Here is a 16,122-nt window from a genome sequence, read left to right as displayed (position 1 = left end):
GCGCGACGCGGCCGGGCGTTCGACTCCGCGGGCGGCTGTGTCCGCGTTACTGCACGTTCCGGTCTCGACACGCCGGTCGCGACCTCGCAAGCTCGGGCGCGCGGCTCGCTCGACCACCTTCAGTGGGTTCGCTTCGCGCCCCCACTAGATCCGCTCGAGGATCAGCGCCATGCCCTGGCCGCCGCCCACGCACATGGTGATCAGGCCGGTCGACTTGTCGTGCCAGTCCAAGGAGTTCAGCATCGTGTTCTGCAGCCGGGCGCCGGTCATGCCGAACGGGTGGCCCACGGCGATCGCGCCACCGTTGATGTTGAGCCGGTCGAGGTCGATGCCCAGGTCCTGGTACGACGGGACCACCTGAGCCGCGAACGCCTCGTTGATCTCCACCAGGTCGATGTCGCCGATGCTCATCTTCGCGTTGGCGAGCGCCCGCCGGGTCGCCTCGACCGGGCCCAGGCCCATGATCTCGGGCGACAGGCCGCTGACGCCGGTGGCGACGATCCGCGCCAGCGGCTTCACACCGAGCTCGGCGGCCTTGGTGTCGGACATGATCACGACGGCGGCGGCACCGTCGTTGAGCGCGCAGCAGTTGCCGGCGGTCACGACACCGTCGGGCCGGAACACCGGCTGGAGCTGGGAGATCGCGTCGTAGGTCACGCCGGCCCGGGGGCCGTCGTCGGTGCTGACGACGGTGCCGTCGGGAGTGGTCACCGGGGTGATCTCACGCGCCCAGAAGCCGTCGTTGATCGCCTTCTCGGCGAGGTTCTGCGAACGCACGCCGAACTCGTCGAGCTCCTTGCGGTCCAGCTTGCGCAGCCGGGCGACGTTCTCGGCGGTCTGACCCATCGCGATGTAGGCGTCGGGGATCAGCCCGTCCTCGCGCGGGTCGTGCCAGTCGACGCCACCCTGCGCGGTCTTCTCGGTGCGGGCCATCGCCTCGTCGTACACCGGGTTCTTGGTGTCGGGCCAGTGGTCGGAGGTGCCCTTCGCGAACCGGGACACGGTCTCGACGCCGGCGGACACGAAGATGTCGCCCTCGCCGGCCTTGATCGCGTGGAAGGCCATCCGCGTGGTCTGCACCGAGGAGGCGCAGTAGCGCGTCACGGTGGCGCCCGGGACCGCGTCCATGCCGTTGAGGACGTTCACGATCCGGGCCATGTTGTTGCCGGACTCGCCGCCGGGCAGTCCACAGCCGAGGTAGACGTCGTCGACGGTGTTGGGGTCGAGCCCCTCTACCTTGTCCAGCGCGGTCTTGATGATCAGCGCGCTCAGGTCGTCGGGTCGCAGGTCCTTCAGCGAGCCCTTGTTGGCTCGGCCGATGGGGGAGCGGGCGGCGGAAACGATGACTGCCTCGGGCATGCGTGCTCCATCTGGGTCGTGATCGGTGGCGATCGGGGGTGGTTCGGGGACGGGTCTCGGTGCCCGGCCAGATTAGACCGTGTTCTAGGGCTCCGGACGAGACGCTCGTCACGCCCTCACGCGTCGGCGGGGTCGCCCGAGAGCTGCTCGCCGATCAGCTCCAGCGAGCGGACGAGGTACGCCGGGCGGTCGGCGGTGGGACGGAGCAGGGCGGCCAGCAGGACCCCGTCGTACGACGCCACCAGCGCCTCCGCGCGGTCGCGAACGTCCTCCTGTCCGGTCGTCGTCATGATCCCCTCGACGAGCGTGATCAGCCGGGCCCGGTGGCCGGCCAGCACCCGGGCCAGGTCCGGGTCGCGGGTCGCGGCCATGCTGAGCTCGAGGCGGGCCAGCAGCAGCTCGCGCTGGTCGAGCCAGCGCAGGAACAGCGAGAGGGCGGCCTCGACGCTCTCCTGGTCGCCCTGGCAGTCGTCACGCAGCTGCTCGGCGAGCGCGTCGACATCGGCGAGCAGGGCGTCGGCGACGTACTCGGTGAGAGCTGCCTGCAGGGCGGACCGGGTGCGCAAGTAGGCCGAGCAGGTGCCCTCGGGGAGGCCGGCGCGCCGATCGACGGCCCGGTGCGTGAGGCCGCGCAGCCCCTCGTCGGCGATCACGTGGAGTGCCGCCTCGAGCAGCTGACGACGGCGCGGGCTCGCGGACATCACGACCTCTCTGCGGCGACCTCTGGGTGCCCTGTGAGGCGGGACACTACCCCTGTCGGTTGTCCCCGGGGAGGGCCCGGGATACCTTCTACATACGTAGAGTCTACATCTGTAGAAAGGTATTCGTCATGGTCTTCTACTCCACTCTCGGCGCGGTGGGGATGGCCTTCGTCGTCTTCGGCGTGATCGCCACCCTCGTCGCCCTCGGCGTCCTCGTCGAGTTCGTCGTCACCAACCGCCGCGACCGGCTGGCCCACCACGAGTCCGTGCGCACGCACTACCGCCGCATGGTTCTCACGCACTGATCACCCGGGGCTGCCTGAACGTCGGCGCCGCGGACGTCTGGCAGCATCGGCACGTGCGGCACACCTACCGGTGCCCCCTGCGCTGGGCCGACCTGGACCTGCTGGGGCACGTCAACAACGTCGTCTACGTGGACTACCTCCAAGAGGCCCGCGTGGACATGCTCCGCACCCACGGTCCCGCCGCACACACCGGTGACCTGGCCGAGGGCGTCGTGGTCGTGCGACACGAGGTCAGCTACCTCGCCCCGCTCGCGTTCGGGTTCGAGCCGGTGACCATCGAGTCCTGGGTCACCGAGATCCGGGCGGCCACGTTCACCATCGCCTACGAGATCTTCCACGACCACCCGGACGGGGAGCGGCGCGTCTACGTGCGCGCCAAGACCGTGCTGACGCCGTACGTGTTCGCGCGTGAGCAACCCCGCCGGCTCACCGAGGACGAGCGGCAGAGCTTGGCGGTGTTCCTGGAGCCTGACGACCCGGCGCCACGGGTGCCGCTGGCGAGCGCGCGTCCGGCCGGCGCGGTTCACGCGCCCGTGCAGGTCCGCTTCTCCGACGTCGACGTCTACGGGCACGTCAACAACGTGAAGTACTTCGAGTACCTCCAGGAAGCCCGGATCCAGCTGACCGCCGACCTGTGGGCGGGGCTCGACCCGATCTCACTGGTGGTCGCCCAGACCGACGTCGACTACCGCGTCCCGATCCTCTTCCGGCCCGAGCCGTACGACGCCTGGTCCTGGGCGTCGCGCGTGGGCCAGCGCTCGGCGACGATCGAGTCGCTGATCCTCGATGGTGACACCGTGCTCGCCCGGGCCCGCGTCGCGATGGTGTTCTTCGACGCGCGCACCGAGCGCTCTGTCGCGCCGCCGGAGGCCTACCTCGAGGGACTGCGCTCGTTGCTGGTGTCCTGAGCGTCCGGCGTACTCAGCCGCAGGCGCTTGAGGCCGCGATGGCGCGCGACCCGCACCGCCACCGAGGACATCCCGAGGGCGCGAGCCGTCGTCTCCACGTCGAGGCCGACCACATCGAGGCAGCCGACGACGTCGCGCTCCCGACGTGGCAGCGTCGCGAGAGCGCGGATCACCCAGTCCTGGGCGGCGTACGCCGGCTCCGGCCCGACGACGACACCGGGCTCACCGAGCTCATGGGGGTCGGTCGCGTAGGTGCTGCGCCGCTGGCTGCGGCGGTGGGTGTTGCCGCCGAGGTTGCGGGCGATGCCGAACAGCCAGCCGGCGAAGTCCGACGACGTGCCGCGGAAGTCGTGCACCTTCTCGGCGGCGACCAGCCAGGCCTCGGCGGCGAGGTCCTCGGCGGTGATCGCGCTGTCGTTGGTGGGACGGGTGCTCAGCCAGACGAGCAGGCGACCCGCGTGATCGCGGTAGAGGGCGCGCCAGGCCTCGGCGTCACCGCGCTTCGCGGACGCCACCAGCTCGTCGTCGGTGCTCACCGGGCTGGTCTGCCACCCGCTCCGCCGCCGGGCTGATCGCCGACGGCCGTGTCTGCTGCGTCGTCCGCGTGCCCCGTCGCCAGCGAGGAGGCCTGCGGGGCGGGGTGGTCGGACGCGTGGTCGTCGGGGTGGTCCCCGGCGTGTTCGTCGGGGACCTGGCTCTGGTGGCCGTGGCTGTCGCCCTGGCTGTCGCCCTGGCCTTGATCGCCGCCGCCTTGGCCGCCCTGGCCCTGGTCATCGCCCTGGCTGTGGCTGCCGTCGCCCTGGCCCTGGTTGCCCGGGCCCTGGTCGCCCTGGTCGCCCTGGCCGGCGGGGCCGCCTGCGTGGTCGCCGCCGGTGGAGTGCTGGAGGAGACCCTGGCCGGGGCCCGCCGGGGTGCCGGAGGGGGCGCCGCCGATCGAGCTCTCGGGGGTGGGTGTCGGTCCGCTCGGCGACACGTCGGTGTTGGGTGTGGGATCGCCGGGGGTGCTCGCCGGACCCGTCGGTGGTGCCGGCGACTCGGCCGGGCCCAGCCCGCCGACCCACGCGGCGCCGACCAGCACAGCCGCGACACTCGCCGCGGCCAGGCCCACGCGCCAGGTCACGCGCGGTGCCGCTGCGCTTGCCGGTGCAGGTGCTCCGGCCGCGGCGAGCGAACTCAGGCGCGCGAGGAAGACGTCGTCCGGCTCCAGGGTCGGAGCCGGCGTACGCAGCTGCGCGCCGGGAGCGGGGTGGTCGGCCATGTGGTCTCCTCCCAGGGTTGGCGGTTCCGACGTTAGTCGGGGGTGGGTCACGCCGGAACCGCCGGTCCTGGGGGGTCAGCCCTCCGAGGGGGCCGGAACGGCGTGCTCGTCGGGGTGGTCGCCGGCGTGCTCGTTCGGGCCGTCGCCGTGGTCACAGTCGTCACCCTGGTCGTCACCCTGGTCGTCGCCCTGGTGGCCGTGCTCGCCGTCGTGGCCGTGCTCGGTGCCACCAGTGAGGGCGTGGGTGTCGGGGTGGGTGCCCGCGTGCTCGTTCGGGCCCTCGGTCTCGGGCGCCTCGGTCTCGGGGGCCTCGGTCTCGGTCGCCGTCTCGCTCGGCTCCGGTGCCTCGGTCTCGGGTGCCTCGGTCTCGGTGGCCGTCGCGGTGGGGGTCGGGGTCTGCGTGGCCTCGTGCTGGGCCCGAGCCTCGGCGGCGCGGGCCTGGCCGGCGGCGGCGTGCTCATCGACCTCGTGGCCGGTCTTGTTCAGCACCGGCGAGCTCGAGCTCGTGCTCGTCGTGGTGCTGGTGTCGTCGCTGTTCGCGCCGCCCTGGGTCGCGTACGCCGTACCGAAGCTGAGTGCGGCGGCGAGGGCCGCGGTCGCGGTGACAGCGGTGGTGGTCCTGCGCATGCTCAGGCCTCCTGTGTCGGGGGATGGGTCCGGCGGATGTCCGCCGCTCACCCTTCACCTGTCGCGACCACGGACCGGTGTTACACGGAGGCCGAGATTCTTTTGCGCTGACTCACTCGAGGCTGTTGACCATGAACTGTGCGGCGTGGGTGACGTAGTCCCAGAACTGCGCGTCCTGCTCGGGGCTGAGGGCGACCTCGTCGAGCCCGGCACGGAAGTGCATCAGCCAGTGCTCCTTGGCCTCCGGCGTGACCGCGAACGGCGCGTGCCGCATCCGCAGCCGGGGGTGGCCGCGGTTGTCGGAGTACGTCGTGGGGCCGCCCCAGTACTGCACCAGAAAGAGGAGGAACCGCTCCTCCGCCGGCCCGAGGTCCTCCTCGGGGTACAGCGGCCGGAGCACGGGGTCCTCGGCGACGCCCTCGTAGAACCTCGCGACGATGCGGCGGAAGGTCTCCAAGCCGCCGATCTCCTCGTAGAACGTGCTCACCCGACCATTCTGGCGGTCGGACGGTGAACGTCTTCCAGCGGCGTGCAAGACTCCGGATGTTCTGGACTCACGGGCCAACGCACCCCCCAACGCATGAGGAGTGATCCGCACATGGCAACGACTCGCACCGCCACCACGCACTGGGAAGGCAGCCTCTTCGAGGGGGCCGGCAAGGTCACCCTCGAGTCCTCCGGGATCGGGACCTACGACGTCTCCTGGCCCTCGCGCGCCGAGGAGGCGAACGGCAAGACCAGCCCCGAGGAGCTGATCGCGGCCGCGCACTCGTCCTGCTTCTCGATGGCGCTGTCCAACGGCCTGGCCAAGGCCGGCACCCCGCCGACCTCGCTGGACACCAGCGCCGAGGTCGAGTTCACCCCCGGCACCGGCATCACCGGCATCAAGCTCAGCGTCACCGGTGTGGTCGAGGGCATGAGCAACGACGACTTCGTCGCCGCTGCCCAGGCCGCCAAGGAGGGCTGCCCGGTCAGCCAGGCGCTCGCCGGCACGACGATCACGCTCGAGGCGAAGCTCGCCTAGCGACCGCTCGTCAGCCGTCGACGGGCTCCGCTCCCTCGGGGGCGGGGCCCGTCTGCTCGTCTCGGTGCCACACCACCCGCTGGGGCAGGGGGATCTCGATGCCCTCGTGGTCGAAGCGGGCCTTGATCCGCTGGCGCAGCTCGCGGGCCACACCCCACTGCTCCATGGGCGCGGTCTTGAGCAGCACCCGGAGGGTCACCGACTCGGGGCCGAGCACCTCGACACCGGTCACCTCGGGCTCCTCGATCACCAGGCCGCGGAAGTCGTCGTCATCCCACAGGTCGTGCGCGATGTCCTTGAGCACCCGCGTGACCCGGGCGATGTCCTCGCCGTACGCCACCGAGACGTCGACCACGGCGCGCGACCAGTTCTGGCTCATGTTGCCGACGCGGAGGATCTCGCCGTTCGGGACGTACCAGACCGTGCCGTTGAGGTCGCGCAGCCGGGTGACCCGCAGGCTCACCGCCTCCACGGTCCCGCTGGCCTCGCCCACGTCGACGACGTCGCCCACGCCGTACTGGTCCTCGAAGATCATGAAGACGCCGGACAGGAAGTCCTTGACCAGCGACTGGGCGCCGAAACCGAGCGCGATGCCGATGATGCCGGCGCTGGCGATGATCGGGGCGATGTCGACGCCGATCTCGCTGAGCATCATCGTGCCGAAGACCGCCACCAGGAGGCCCGTGATGACGCTCTTGAGCAGGTCGCCCATCGTCTTGGCGCGCTGGACGCGCCGCGTCGAGGCAGCGAGGTCCTGGGCGGTCGCCTCCTGAGCAGCCTTGCCCCGCAGGCCGAACCGGCTCATCCGGTCGGGGAGGACGCCGTCCTCGGCGCGCAGCACGAGCCGGTCCACCAGCCGGTGCAGCAGCCAGCGCACGACCATCATCAAGATCAGCAGTCCGATGATGGCCAGCGGCTTGCCGATCAAGATGTCGGAGGCGTTGGCGAGCTTCTGGCGGTGGGTCCAGTCCAGGACGGTCTTGCAGAGCGTGTCGGAGGGGTCACACTGCGTGTCGTCGAACCCGAACATGGGCCCCATGTCTACCGCACCGGGCAAGGTCGGGCGAGGGGTGGTGGGGGCGTTACCCTTCTGCCCGTGACCACGCTCGCGCACCTGCTCCGTCGTACCGCCGTCGTTCTCCTCGCCGGGGCACTGGTCCTCGTGGCGTCCGGCCCTGCTGGGGCCGACGTGCCTGAGGGCTGGGACACCCCCGACCCGGTCAACCCCACGCATGCGCTGCTCGTGCTGGGCGGCATCCCGCTGCTGCTGATCCTCGTGATCACGCTGCTGGTCCTCGCCCAGGGCCGGGCGCGCGGCCAGCGCGTGACCGCGAACGCCCACGCGCCCGAGGACCAGTGGTTCGGCGGGCCGCGCCAGGGCACCGCCGAGCTGGCGGCACCGGCCGACGAGCCCACCGGGGGCACCAGTGCGCGCTGGTGAGTTCACCGGCCCCGAGCGCTTCGCGATCGAGGAGGCGATCCGGTCCGCCGAGCAGGTCGCGCGCTACGAGTTCAGCGTGTTCGTCGGCCGCGCCGAGGGTGAGCCGCACGAGTTCGCCGCCCGGCTGCACGCATCCCTGGTCGCCCCGGAGCGGAGCGTCCTGGTCCTGGTCGATCCCGCGGTCCGGGCCCTGGAGATCGTCACCGGCTCCGTCGTACGTCGCCACCTCACCGACCAGGAGGTCGAGCTGAGCGCGGCCCAGATGCAGAGCTCGTTCGCCACGGGCGACCTCGTGGGCGGCCTGCGCCGGGGCCTGCAGATGCTGGCCGACCACGCTCGCGCCCCGCAGACGCTCCACACCGACTGACCCACGCGCTTCAGGCCGCAATACGCCGAGTCGGCGCGTCTGCACGTCGTAGGGCTGCAGAGTCGGCGCGTCTGCACGTCGTAGGGCTGCCGAGTCGGCGCGTCTGCACGTTGTAGGGCTGCCGAGTCGGCGCGTCTGCACGTTGTAGGGCTGCCGAGTCGGCGCGTCTGCACGTTGTAGGGCTGCCGAGTCGGCGCGTCTGCACGTTGTAGGGCTGCCGAGTCGGCGCGTCTGCACGTTGTAGGGCTGCCGAGTCGGCGCGTCTGCACGTTGTAGGGCTGCCGAGTCGGCGCGTCTGCACGTCGTAGGGCTGCAGAGTCGGCGCGTCTGCACGTCGTAGGGCTGCAGAGTCGGCGCGTCTGCAGATGGGATTGACCGCGTGCCGAGAACCAACGCCGACTCGGGCCTCTGCGGGTGAGCAGTTGCGCCGACTCGGGCCTCTGGGGGTGAGCAGTTGCGCCGACTCGGGCCTCTGCGGGCGAGCAGTTGCGCCGACTCGGGCCTCTGGGGGCGAGCAGTTGCGCCGACTCGGGCCTCTGGGGGCGAGCAGTTGCGCCGACTCGAGCCTCTGGGGGCGAGCAGTTGCGCCGACTCGATGGGTGAAACGCCGAGTCGGCGCCAGTTTCCAGAAACTGGCGCCGACTCGGCGTGCTCAGCGGGAAACTGGTGCCTACTCGGCGTCCTTGGCCTGGGCGGCGAGCGCCCGGGCGAGGTCGGCGCGGCCTTCGCGGACGTAGCGCTTCGCGGCCGGGTTGGCGGGGGAGGACTCCAGCCAGGCGTCGACGCGCGCGAGGAGCTCCTGGCTGGCCAGCTGGCGCGGGAAGATGAACTCCAGTGCGGTCGAGGCCCGCTGGGTGCCCTTCTCCTCCCACATCTTGTCGGCGGCGGCGAGGTACTTCTCGACGTACGGCGTGAGCACCTCGTCCTGGCCGACCCGCTGGAAGGCCAGCACCACGCTGCGCTGGGTCTCGTTGGGGACGTCGTCTCGCACCATGGCGATCTCCCACGCCTCGGCCTTCGCCTCGGGCGTCGGGCGGGAGGCCCGAGCGGCCGCGGCGTGCTCCTGACCGGAGATCGTGTTGTCGGCAGCCGCCTCGGTCTCGATGCGGTCGCCCTCGCGGCCGTTGACGGCCAGCGCGGTGAGCAGGGTCCAGCGCAGGTCCTGGTCGACCGCGAGCCCCTCGATCTCGAGCCCGCCGTCCAGCAGCGCCTCGAGGTCCGCGATCGCCTGCTCGCTGTGGGCGACGGCGGAGAACGCCCGCACGAACGTGAGCTGGTGGTCGCTGCCCGGGGCAGCCGCGAGCATCAGCTCACGCAGCCCGGCCTCGTAGCGGTCCCGGGTCTCCGCGCGGTGCGCCGGCGCGGAGTAGTTGTTCACCGCCTGCAGCGCGTACGTCGGGATCCGGTTGATGCCCCACGCGTCGCTCTCCGCACCGATGTTGGCGAGGACCAGCGCGATGAAGTCGGTGGCCGCCATCTCGGCGTCGCGGGTCATGTCCCACGCCGCACCCCAGACCAGGGCGCGAGCCAGGGAGTCGTCGAGCTTCGAGAGCCCGCCGATCACGGTCGCGAGCGAGCGCTCGTCGAGCCGGATCTTGGCGTAGGTGAGGTCGCCCTCGTTGAGCAGCAGCAGGTCGGGCTGCTGCTCGCCGACCAGCTCGGCGATCTCGGTCGAGGCGCCCTCGACGTCGACCTCGATGGCGGAACGGCGCACGAGCCGGCCGCCCACCTCGTCGTACATGCCGATGCCGATGCGGTGCCGGCGCAGCGTCGGCCAGTCCGGGTGCGCGGTCTGCTCGACGCTGAACGAGGTGTAGCGACCATCGGCGTCGAGCTCGAAGCGCGGCGCGAGCGTGTTCACGCCGGCGGTCTGCAGCCACTCCTGCGCCCAGCCGGCGAGCTCACGGCCCGAGGCCTTCTCGAGTGCGGACAGCAGGTCGCTGAACTCGGAGTTGGAGAACTCGAAGTCCTTGAAGTACTGACGCAGCCCGGCCAGGAACGGGTCGAGCCCGACCCAGGCGACCAGCTGCTTGAGCACCGATGCGCCCTTGGCGTAGGTGATCATGTCGAAGTTGACCTCGACCGCACGCAGGTCGACGTTGTCGGCGGCGATCGGGTGCGTGCTCGGCATCTGGTCCTGGCGGTAGCCGGTCTGCTTGCGCGCGTTGGTGAACCCGGTCCACACGTCGGTGAACTCCGTGGCCTCGACCGCGGCGTGGTAGCAGGCCCACTCGGCGAAGGACTCGTTGAGCCAGAGGTCGTCCCACCACTTCATCGTCACGAGGTCGCCGAACCACATGTGCGCCATCTCGTGGAGGATCACCTCGACGCGGAACTCGTAGAACGCCCGGTCCTGGCGGCTGCGCGGGAGGTACTCGTCGCGCAGCGTGACGCAGCCGGCGTTCTCCATCGCGCCCATGTTGTACTCCGGCACGTAGAGCTGGTCGTACTTGCCGAACGGGTACGGGTAGTCGAAGGCATCCTCGAAGAACCCGAAGCCCTGCTCGGTGATCTTCACGAGCTCCTCGACGTCGAGGTGCTCGACGAGCGACTGGCGGCAGTAGTGGCCGAGCGGGATGTCGCCGTGCTTGCCTCGGTAGACGTGCTGCACCTCGTGGTACTCACCGGCGACGATCGCGGTGATGTACGTCGAGATCCGCTTCGTCGGCGCGAACCTCCACACGGCCTTGCCGTCGCCGGTGGGCTCGGGCTCCGGCGAGGGGGAGTTCGAGACGACCTTCCAGTGCTCGGGGGCGGTCACCGTGAAGGTGAACGGCGCCTTGAGGTCCGGCTGCTCGAACGTCGTGTAGACGCGGCGGGCGTCCGGGACCTCGAACTGGGAGTACAGGTAGACGCGGTCGTCGGCGGGGTCGACGAACCGGTGCAGACCCTCGCCGGTGCGGGAGTAGGTGCAGTCGGCACGCACGACGAGCTCGTTTTCGGCCGCCAGACCGGTCAGCGCGATCCGGCTGTCGGCGTACGCCGACGCCGGGTCGATCGCGACACCGTTCAGCGTGATCTCGTGGACGGTCGCGTCGACGAGGTCGGCGAACGTCTCGGCTCCCGGCTCGGTGCACGTGAAGCGGATCGTGGTCGTCGATCCGAAGGTCGTGTCATTGGTCGTGAGGTCCAGGTCGATGGCGTACGACGTGACGTCCAGGAGCGCGGCGCGGGTCGCGGCCTCGTCCCGGGTGAGATTGGTTCCAGGCATGCGAGGCATCCTGCCACCCGGGTCGTCGCCGTGGGAAAGCAGATCGACCCGGCATGATGACGCCGTGAGCGAGCCGAGCCGGAGCCGCGAGGTCGCGCTGGTGTTCCTGCGGCTCGGGATCGTCGCGTTCGGCGGGCCGGTTGCGCACACCGCGATGATGCGCGAGGAGCTGGTGCGCCGCCGCGGCTGGGTCACCGACGAGCGCTTCGTGGACCTGATGGGTGCCACCAACCTGATCCCGGGACCCAACTCCACGGAGCTGGCGATCCATCTCGGTCACGATCGCGCCCGTGGCCGCGGGCTGGTCCTCGCCGGCCTGTGCTTCATCCTGCCCGCGGCGCTGATCGTCACCGGCCTGGCCTGGGCCTACGTCCGGTACGGCGACACCCCGTCGGCCGAGTGGCTGCTCTACGGCGTGGTCCCGGCGGTCCTCGGCATCGTCGCCTGGGCGCTGGTCGGGCTGACCCGCACCGTGGTCAAGAACGCCTGGCTGGGCGCGCTGACCGTGGCCGGGCTCGCGGCGTACCTCCTGGGTGTCAACGAGCTCGTCGTGCTGTTCGGGGGCGCCGCCGTAGCGGGCCTGGCGCGGCTGGCACGCCACGCGCCCGGATCGCGCTCGGCACTGGTCGCGCCGCTGGCGGTGCTGTTCCCCGACCCGACGGCCGGGCAGCTCGGCCAGCTGTTCGTGACGATGCTGAAGATCGGGTCGGTGCTCTACGGCAGCGGCTACGTGCTGCTGGCCTTCCTGGAGGGAGACTTCGTCGACCGGCTCGGGTGGGTCACCCACCAGCAGCTCCTCGACGCGATCTCGATCGGTCAGGTGACGCCGGGCCCGGTGTTCACGACCGCGACCTTCCTGGGCTACCTCGTCGCGGGGGTCCCCGGTGCGTTCGTCGCGACGGTCGGCATCTTCTTGCCCTCGTTCGTCTTCGTCGGACTCCTGACCCGGCTCACCGACCGGCTCCGCTCCTCGCCGTGGACCTCGACGATGCTCGACGGCCTCAACGCGACCGCCCTGGCGTTGATGGCTGGAGTGTCATGGGAGCTGGCTCGTGAGGCGATCGTCGACGGCTGGACGGTGGCGATCTTCGGCGGCACGCTCCTCCTGCTGTGGCGCACTCGCCTCAACTCCGCCTGGTACGTCGCAGGCGGCGGCGCCGCGGGAATAGTCCTCGGCCTGCTCGGTTGGGCATGACATGACCAAGACCAACGCTGATTTCTGGTTCGACCCCGTCTGTCCCTTCGCCTGGATCACCTCGCGCTGGATCCTCGAGGTCGAGCAGGTCCGCGATGTCGAGGTCACCTGGCACATCATGAGCCTGGCCTACCTCAACCAGGACAAGGACATCCCCGACGAGTACCGCGAGTTCCTCAAGCCTGCCTGGGGCCCGGTGCGGGTGCTGATGGCCGCGGAGCAGAAGCACGGCAAGGAGGTGCTGCTGCCGCTCTACACCGCGCTCGGCAACCGCTTCCACCTGGAGGAGGCCGAGAAGAGCCGCGCGACGATCGAGGCCGCGCTCGAGGAGGCCGGGCTGGACCTGACGCTTGCGGACGCGATGGACGACCCGTCGTACGACGAGGCCATCGCGCGCTCCCACCACCTCGGCATGGACCAGGTGGGCAACGAGGTCGGCACGCCCACGATCGCGTTCGAGGGACACGCGTTCTTCGGGCCGGTGATCAGCAAGACGCCGCGCGGCGAGGACGCCGGCCGGATGTGGGACGCGTTCGTCACGCTGTCCGCCTACGACCACTTCTACGAGCTCAAGCGCAGCCGCACCGAGGACCTCGACTTCAGCTGAGCGCCTCCCTACCGTGGAGGCATGACCACCCACCACACGCCGCAAGACAGTTGGGGCGACGACGTCCGGCTGCTCGCTCGGGCGCTGGACCAGGGCGGCGACGTCCTCGACCACGTGCACCGTGGCGTGCTCGCGCACTCGACCCCGTGCGCGGACTGGGATGTCGCGGTGCTGGCCGACCACCTGGTCGCCGCGCCCGCGACGTTCCTGGCGCTGGCCCAGGGCGAGCAGCCGGACTGGTCCGCGCCGCCTCCGCACGTCGAGGAGGAGTGGGGGCCCGCCTTCCGGGTCGTCGCCGACGACCTCATCCACTGGTGGCACGAGCACGGTGGTGAGACCGAGTCGACGGCTGACATGGCGGTCGCGGAGATAGCCGTGCACACCGGGGACCTGGCGAGCTCGATCGGCTACCCGGTCGACCGTCTCGACCCCGAGGTCGCGACCCGCGCGCTGGAGTTCCTGCGCGTCGGCCTGACCGCTGACAACCGGGGCCGGATGTTCGGTCCGGAGCAGCCCGCGGCGGACGGCGCCGGTCCTTACGAGCGGCTCGCGGCCTTCGCGGGGCGCCGCACGTCCTGAGCCACGCTCAGGTGGTCGTGGCGGTGGTCGCGGCGGTCGTCGCAGCAACCGTGGCCGCGGTGACGGCGGCCGTGGAGGCCGCGATGGCGTCGCGCACGGCCTTGGCGGCCCAGTCGCCCTCGGCGACCTGCTTGGCACGCTTGCGGACCTCACCTGCCGACAGGCCGCGGTGGTCGACGACCTTGTGGGGCTTGTCGATCGCCGAGAGCAGCGCGACCAGCGCTCCGGTGCGGTCGTCGGGCTCGACACCCTGGACGAGCACTGCGCTCAAGCGCTCACGCACGGCCTGCTCGTGGGCCGAGTCGACGGCCGGCCACCGGGTGCGCGGGAACAGCCCGAGCACCCGGTCCTCGCGGCGCTGCAGGAGCCCGCGCGCCGTCAGGCGGTCCGCGAGCGCCTCCTTGGCGCCCTTGCCCAGGCGGTCGACGAGGTCCTGCGCGGTGCGGGGCTTGGCGGCGACGACGTCGTACGCCGCGCGCAGCACCGGGTCGTGGGGCGGGCCTTCGCCGGCGGCCTGCACCTTGGCGGAGTGCCAGAAGCTCGTTTTCTCCTCGACCTCGACCGAGCCGACCAGCGCGAGCTCGACGAGCAGCGCACCGCCCAGCACGATCTGCGGGTAGGAGGTCAAGGTCAGCTTGCCGGTGCCGTCATCGAGGAGCAGCAGGAGCAGGTCCTCCGCGATCAAGGTCTCCATCAGCCGACCGTAGCGCGACCGCTCGCTCGCAATCCCTAGGATTGCCCCATGAGCAAGGTTCTCTCCGCCACCGCGTGGCCGTACGTCAACGGCCCGCGCCACATCGGCCACGTCGCGGGCGTCTATGTCCCCGCCGACGTCTTCAGCCGGTACATGCGGATGGCGGGTCACGACGTGCTCATGGTGTCCGGCTCCGACGAGCACGGCACCCCGATCCTGATCGCGGCCGACGAGGCCGGCCTCGCCCCGCAGGAGCTGGCCGACAAGAACCACCGGATCATCGCCGAGGACCTCGTCTCGCTCGGGCTGACCTACGACCTCTACACCCGCACGACCGCGCGCAACCACCACCTGGTCGTGCAGGAGCTGTTCCTCGGCGTCTACGAGAACGGCTACTTCGTCGAGCAGACGACGTACGGCGCGATCTCGCCGTCCACGGGTCGCACGCTGCCGGACCGCTACATCGAGGGCACCTGCCCGATCTGCGGCTACGACGGTGCCCGTGGCGACCAGTGCGACAACTGCGGCAACCAGCTCGACGCGCACGACCTGATCGACCCGCGCTCGAAGATCAACGGCGAGATCCCGGAGTTCATCGAGACCCAGCACTTCTTCCTCGACCTGCCGGCGCTGGCGGACGCGCTGGGGGAGTGGCTCGACGAGCGGGAGGCGTCCGGTACTTGGCGCCCGAACGTGATCCGGTTCAGCCAGAACATCCTCAAGGAGATCCGGCCGCGGGCGATGACTCGCGACATCGACTGGGGCATCGCGGTGCCGCTCGACGGGTGGCGGGAGAATCCCACCAAGAAGCTCTACGTGTGGTTCGACGCGGTGGTCGGCTACCTGTCGGCCTCGATCGAGTGGGCGCGTCGGCTGGGCGAGCCGGAGCGCTGGCGCGAGTGGTGGAACGACCCCGAGGCCCTGTCGTACTACTTCATGGGCAAGGACAACATCACCTTCCACAGCCAGATCTGGCCTGCCGAGCTGCTGGCCTACTCCGGCAAGGGCGCCAAGGGCGGCGCCCCGCGGGAGTACGGAGAGCTGAACCTGCCGACCGAGGTCGTCTCCTCGGAGTACCTCACGATGGAGGGCAAGAAGTTCTCCAGCTCACGCCGCGTGGTGATCTACGTGCGTGACCTGACCAGCCGCTACCAGGTCGACGCGTTCCGCTACTTCGTCGCGGCGGCCGGGCCGGAGAACCAGGACTCCGACTTCACCTGGTCGGAGTTCGTCCGGCGTACGAACGACGAGCTGGTCGCGGGCTGGGGCAACCTCGTGAACCGGACGGCGACGCTGATCGCGAAGAACTTCGGTGAGATCCCGAAGGCCGGCCAGCTGACCGCCGGGGACCAGGCCCTGCTCGACTCGGTCGAGGCGGCCTTCGGCGTGGTGGGCGACCTGATCGGGCGCCACCGGCAGAAGCAGGCGATCGGTGAGGCCATGCGCGCCGTCGCGGAGGTCAACAAGTACGTCTCCGACTCCGAGCCCTGGAAGATCAAGGACGACCCCGAGCGCCTCGGCACGATCCTCCATGTGATGGCCCAGTGCGTCGCGGACCTCAACCTGGTGCTCAGCCCGTTCCTGCCGTTCTCGGCCAACGAGGTGGACACCGCACTCGGCGGCGCCGGCGACATCGCCCCGATGCCCCGCCTCGAGGAGGCCGAGGACCTCGACGGTGGCGCGCCGTACCCGATCATCACCGGGGAGTACACCGGCTTCCCCACCTGGGAGCGGCGTCCCGTCGTGCCCGGCGCCCCCGTCGCGAAGCCGACCCCGATCTTCACCAAGCTCGACCCCTCGGTGGTCGAGGAGGAGCTCGCCCGGCTGGAGACCTGACGGCGGCGGG

Annotated in this window: 18 protein-coding genes; 9 read left to right on the top strand and 9 right to left on the bottom strand. The window is 70.8% G+C overall.

Annotated features, from left to right (window positions below):
- Nucleotides 1-144: 144 nt before the first annotated feature.
- On the bottom strand, nt 145-1,359 hold the full coding sequence (locus tag AC3ANS_RS16530; protein WP_488292674.1) for an acetyl-CoA C-acetyltransferase: 1,215 nt from the start codon (nt 1,357-1,359) through the stop codon (nt 145-147).
- 116 nt (nt 1,360-1,475) lie between these two features.
- Nucleotides 1,476-2,060 carry a TetR/AcrR family transcriptional regulator gene (locus AC3ANS_RS16525; protein ID WP_488292673.1) on the bottom strand — a complete coding sequence of 195 codons (585 nt, stop codon included), beginning with the start codon at nt 2,058-2,060 and terminating at the stop codon, nt 1,476-1,478.
- A 128-nt stretch (nt 2,061-2,188) separates the two neighbouring features.
- On the opposite strand from AC3ANS_RS16525, the gene AC3ANS_RS16520 reads away from it, so the two are divergent.
- Nucleotides 2,189-2,365, top strand: coding sequence for a hypothetical protein (locus AC3ANS_RS16520; protein WP_488292672.1), 177 nt, complete (start codon nt 2,189-2,191; stop codon nt 2,363-2,365).
- A 53-nt stretch (nt 2,366-2,418) separates the two neighbouring features.
- The gene (locus AC3ANS_RS16515; protein WP_488292671.1) at nt 2,419-3,273 is read left to right on the top strand and encodes an acyl-CoA thioesterase; all 855 of its coding nucleotides are present in this window, start codon (nt 2,419-2,421) and stop codon (nt 3,271-3,273) included.
- Here the strand turns inward: AC3ANS_RS16515 and AC3ANS_RS16510 are convergent.
- From AC3ANS_RS16510 to AC3ANS_RS16495, 4 genes are all read right to left on the bottom strand, one after another.
- Complete coding sequence (locus tag AC3ANS_RS16510) at nt 3,237-3,809, bottom strand: RNA polymerase sigma factor (RefSeq protein WP_488292670.1); 573 nt, start codon at nt 3,807-3,809, stop codon at nt 3,237-3,239. The two genes, AC3ANS_RS16515 and AC3ANS_RS16510, sit on opposite strands and share 37 nt — an antisense overlap.
- A complete protein-coding gene (locus AC3ANS_RS16505) occupies nt 3,806-4,531 on the bottom strand; it encodes a hypothetical protein (protein WP_488292669.1) in 726 nt (241 codons plus the stop codon). Before AC3ANS_RS16505 ends, AC3ANS_RS16510 begins: the two co-directional genes overlap by 4 nt.
- A 75-nt stretch (nt 4,532-4,606) precedes the next feature.
- A complete protein-coding gene (locus AC3ANS_RS16500; RefSeq protein WP_488292668.1) occupies nt 4,607-5,158 on the bottom strand; it encodes a hypothetical protein in 552 nt (183 codons plus the stop codon).
- Nucleotides 5,159-5,270: 112 nt separating this feature from the next.
- The gene (locus AC3ANS_RS16495; protein ID WP_488292667.1) at nt 5,271-5,645 is read right to left on the bottom strand and encodes a globin; all 375 of its coding nucleotides are present in this window, start codon (nt 5,643-5,645) and stop codon (nt 5,271-5,273) included.
- 111 nt (nt 5,646-5,756) lie between these two features.
- On the opposite strand from AC3ANS_RS16495, the gene AC3ANS_RS16490 reads away from it, so the two are divergent.
- Nucleotides 5,757-6,182, top strand: coding sequence for an OsmC family peroxiredoxin (locus tag AC3ANS_RS16490; protein WP_488292666.1), 426 nt, complete (start codon nt 5,757-5,759; stop codon nt 6,180-6,182).
- A 10-nt stretch (nt 6,183-6,192) separates the two neighbouring features.
- Here AC3ANS_RS16490 and AC3ANS_RS16485 read toward each other — a convergent pair whose 3' ends face one another.
- Nucleotides 6,193-7,212, bottom strand: coding sequence for a mechanosensitive ion channel family protein (locus tag AC3ANS_RS16485; RefSeq protein ID WP_488292665.1), 1,020 nt, complete (start codon nt 7,210-7,212; stop codon nt 6,193-6,195).
- Nucleotides 7,213-7,278: 66 nt separating this feature from the next.
- Here AC3ANS_RS16485 and AC3ANS_RS16480 point away from each other — a divergent pair, with 66 nt between their 5' ends.
- Both AC3ANS_RS16480 and AC3ANS_RS16475 read left to right on the top strand, forming a co-directional pair.
- Nucleotides 7,279-7,623 (top strand): hypothetical protein, encoded by a 345-nt coding sequence (locus AC3ANS_RS16480; RefSeq protein ID WP_488292664.1) that lies wholly within the window; start codon nt 7,279-7,281, stop codon nt 7,621-7,623.
- Nucleotides 7,610-7,990, top strand: coding sequence for a DUF5130 family protein (locus AC3ANS_RS16475; protein WP_488292663.1), 381 nt, complete (start codon nt 7,610-7,612; stop codon nt 7,988-7,990). The genes AC3ANS_RS16480 and AC3ANS_RS16475 overlap by 14 nt, the downstream gene beginning before the upstream one ends.
- 670 nt (nt 7,991-8,660) lie before the next feature.
- Here AC3ANS_RS16475 and pepN read toward each other — a convergent pair.
- Nucleotides 8,661-11,201: an aminopeptidase N gene (gene pepN, locus AC3ANS_RS16470; RefSeq protein WP_488292662.1), complete on the bottom strand. Its 2,541-nt coding sequence runs from the start codon at nt 11,199-11,201 to the stop codon at nt 8,661-8,663.
- Between the two features lie 64 nt (nt 11,202-11,265).
- Between pepN and chrA the strand changes: the two genes are divergently transcribed.
- Genes chrA through AC3ANS_RS16455 form a run of 3 tightly spaced genes read left to right on the top strand, consistent with a single transcriptional unit; the run spans nt 11,266 to nt 13,582 of the window.
- Nucleotides 11,266-12,396, top strand: coding sequence for a chromate efflux transporter (gene chrA / locus AC3ANS_RS16465; RefSeq protein ID WP_488292661.1), 1,131 nt, complete (start codon nt 11,266-11,268; stop codon nt 12,394-12,396).
- A 1-nt stretch (nt 12,397) separates the two neighbouring features.
- Nucleotides 12,398-13,003 (top strand): mycothiol-dependent nitroreductase Rv2466c family protein, encoded by a 606-nt coding sequence (locus AC3ANS_RS16460; RefSeq protein WP_488292660.1) that lies wholly within the window; start codon nt 12,398-12,400, stop codon nt 13,001-13,003.
- A gap of 21 nt (nt 13,004-13,024) precedes the next feature.
- Nucleotides 13,025-13,582, top strand: coding sequence for a DinB family protein (locus tag AC3ANS_RS16455; protein WP_488292659.1), 558 nt, complete (start codon nt 13,025-13,027; stop codon nt 13,580-13,582).
- 7 nt (nt 13,583-13,589) lie between these two features.
- On the opposite strand, the gene AC3ANS_RS16450 is transcribed toward AC3ANS_RS16455, so the two are convergent.
- Nucleotides 13,590-14,276: a GOLPH3/VPS74 family protein gene (locus AC3ANS_RS16450; protein ID WP_488292658.1), complete on the bottom strand. Its 687-nt coding sequence runs from the start codon at nt 14,274-14,276 to the stop codon at nt 13,590-13,592.
- 48 nt (nt 14,277-14,324) lie between these two features.
- Here AC3ANS_RS16450 and metG point away from each other — a divergent pair, with 48 nt between their 5' ends.
- Nucleotides 14,325-16,112 (top strand): methionine--tRNA ligase, encoded by a 1,788-nt coding sequence (metG, locus tag AC3ANS_RS16445; RefSeq protein WP_488292657.1) that lies wholly within the window; start codon nt 14,325-14,327, stop codon nt 16,110-16,112.
- Nucleotides 16,113-16,122 lie beyond the last annotated feature (10 nt).

The organism is Nocardia sp. 149-1B (assembly GCF_057747975.1).
The sequence above is the reverse complement of the archived record's forward strand: the minus strand, read 5'-3'. Positions and strand labels throughout refer to the sequence as shown.

What these genes read in the sequence shown, in the direction of transcription:
- AC3ANS_RS16450 (WP_488292658.1), bottom strand. Translation starts at nt 14,276, where the DNA reads ATGGAGACCTTGATCGCGGAGGACCTGCTCCTGCTGCTCCTCGATGAC.
- metG (WP_488292657.1), top strand. Translation starts at nt 14,325, where the DNA reads ATGAGCAAGGTTCTCTCCGCCACCGCGTGGCCGTACGTCAACGGCCCG.
- AC3ANS_RS16500 (WP_488292668.1), bottom strand. Translation starts at nt 5,158, where the DNA reads ATGCGCAGGACCACCACCGCTGTCACCGCGACCGCGGCCCTCGCCGCC.
- AC3ANS_RS16530 (WP_488292674.1), bottom strand. Translation starts at nt 1,359, where the DNA reads ATGCCCGAGGCAGTCATCGTTTCCGCCGCCCGCTCCCCCATCGGCCGA.
- AC3ANS_RS16485 (WP_488292665.1), bottom strand. Translation starts at nt 7,212, where the DNA reads ATGTTCGGGTTCGACGACACGCAGTGTGACCCCTCCGACACGCTCTGC.
- AC3ANS_RS16520 (WP_488292672.1), top strand. Translation starts at nt 2,189, where the DNA reads ATGGTCTTCTACTCCACTCTCGGCGCGGTGGGGATGGCCTTCGTCGTC.
- AC3ANS_RS16490 (WP_488292666.1), top strand. Translation starts at nt 5,757, where the DNA reads ATGGCAACGACTCGCACCGCCACCACGCACTGGGAAGGCAGCCTCTTC.
- AC3ANS_RS16460 (WP_488292660.1), top strand. Translation starts at nt 12,398, where the DNA reads ATGACCAAGACCAACGCTGATTTCTGGTTCGACCCCGTCTGTCCCTTC.
- AC3ANS_RS16525 (WP_488292673.1), bottom strand. Translation starts at nt 2,060, where the DNA reads ATGTCCGCGAGCCCGCGCCGTCGTCAGCTGCTCGAGGCGGCACTCCAC.
- AC3ANS_RS16505 (WP_488292669.1), bottom strand. Translation starts at nt 4,531, where the DNA reads ATGGCCGACCACCCCGCTCCCGGCGCGCAGCTGCGTACGCCGGCTCCG.
- AC3ANS_RS16455 (WP_488292659.1), top strand. Translation starts at nt 13,025, where the DNA reads ATGACCACCCACCACACGCCGCAAGACAGTTGGGGCGACGACGTCCGG.
- pepN (WP_488292662.1), bottom strand. Translation starts at nt 11,201, where the DNA reads ATGCCTGGAACCAATCTCACCCGGGACGAGGCCGCGACCCGCGCCGCG.